Source organism: Stenotrophomonas sp. P5_B8 (genome assembly GCF_054049855.1).
Genome location: NZ_JBFULO010000732.1, coordinates 1 through 1,072 on the forward strand (window position 1 = coordinate 1; position 1,072 = coordinate 1,072).

Annotated in this window: 1 protein-coding gene; it reads left to right on the top strand. The window is 67.3% G+C overall.

The features are described 5' to 3' along the window. On the top strand, positions 1-1,072 hold a 1,072-nt coding region (locus ACXJKH_RS21095), incomplete at both ends, for a copper resistance system multicopper oxidase (protein ID WP_457322298.1).

A 1,072-nucleotide genomic window follows, 5' to 3' on the forward strand; every position in this document is an offset into this window, starting at 1 on the left:
GATGTGCAGTTACGCATCGGTGAATCGCTGGCCAATTTCACCGGCCGCACCCGCCCGGCCATCACCGTCAACGGCAGCCTGCCCGCGCCCATCCTGCGCTGGCGCGAGGGCGACACCGTCAACGTGCGCGTGGCCAACGCGCTGCACGGCCACCCCACCTCGATCCACTGGCACGGCATCCTGCTGCCGGCCAACATGGACGGCGTGCCCGGCCTGAGCTTCAACGGCATCGCCCCCGGCGAGGCCTACCAGTACCGCTTCACCCTCAAGCAGTCGGGCACTTACTGGTACCACAGCCACTCGATGTTCCAGGAACAGGCCGGCCTGTACGGCGCGCTGATCATCGACCCGTTGCAGCCAGCGCCGTACAACTTCGACCGCGAGCACGTGATCCTGCTGTCGGACTGGACCGACATGGACCCCGGTGCCCTGTTCCGTCGCATGAAGAAGCTGGCCGAGTTCGACAACTACTACAAGCGCACCCTGCCCGACTTCCTGCGCGATGTGCGCAAGGACGGCTGGGCGGCGGCCACCGCCGATCGCGGCATGTGGGGCCGGATGCGGATGACCCCCACCGACATCTCCGACATCAACGCGCACACCTACACCTACCTGCTCAACGGCACCGCCCCGGCCGGCAACTGGACCGGGCTGTTCCGCAGCGGCGAGAAGGTGTTGCTGCGCTTCATCAACGGCGGCTCGATGACCTACTTCGATGTGCGCATCCCGGGGCTGAAGATGACCGTGGTCGCCGCCGACGGCCAATACATCCACCCGGTCAGCATCGATGAGTTCCGCATCGCACCGGCCGAGACCTTCGACGTGATCGTCGAACCTACCGGCCAGGACGCGTTCACGATTTTCTGCCAGGACATGGGCCGCACCGGCTATGCGGCCGGCACCCTGGCCGTCCGCCACGGTCTGCAGGGGCCGATCCCGGCGCGCGACCCACGGCCGCTGCTGACGATGAGCGACATGGGCCACGACATGGGCCATGCCTCGAACGGCATGTCGGGGCACGACATGAAGGGCATGGAAGGCGGCTGCGGCGCCAACATGGGCCACGCCGCGC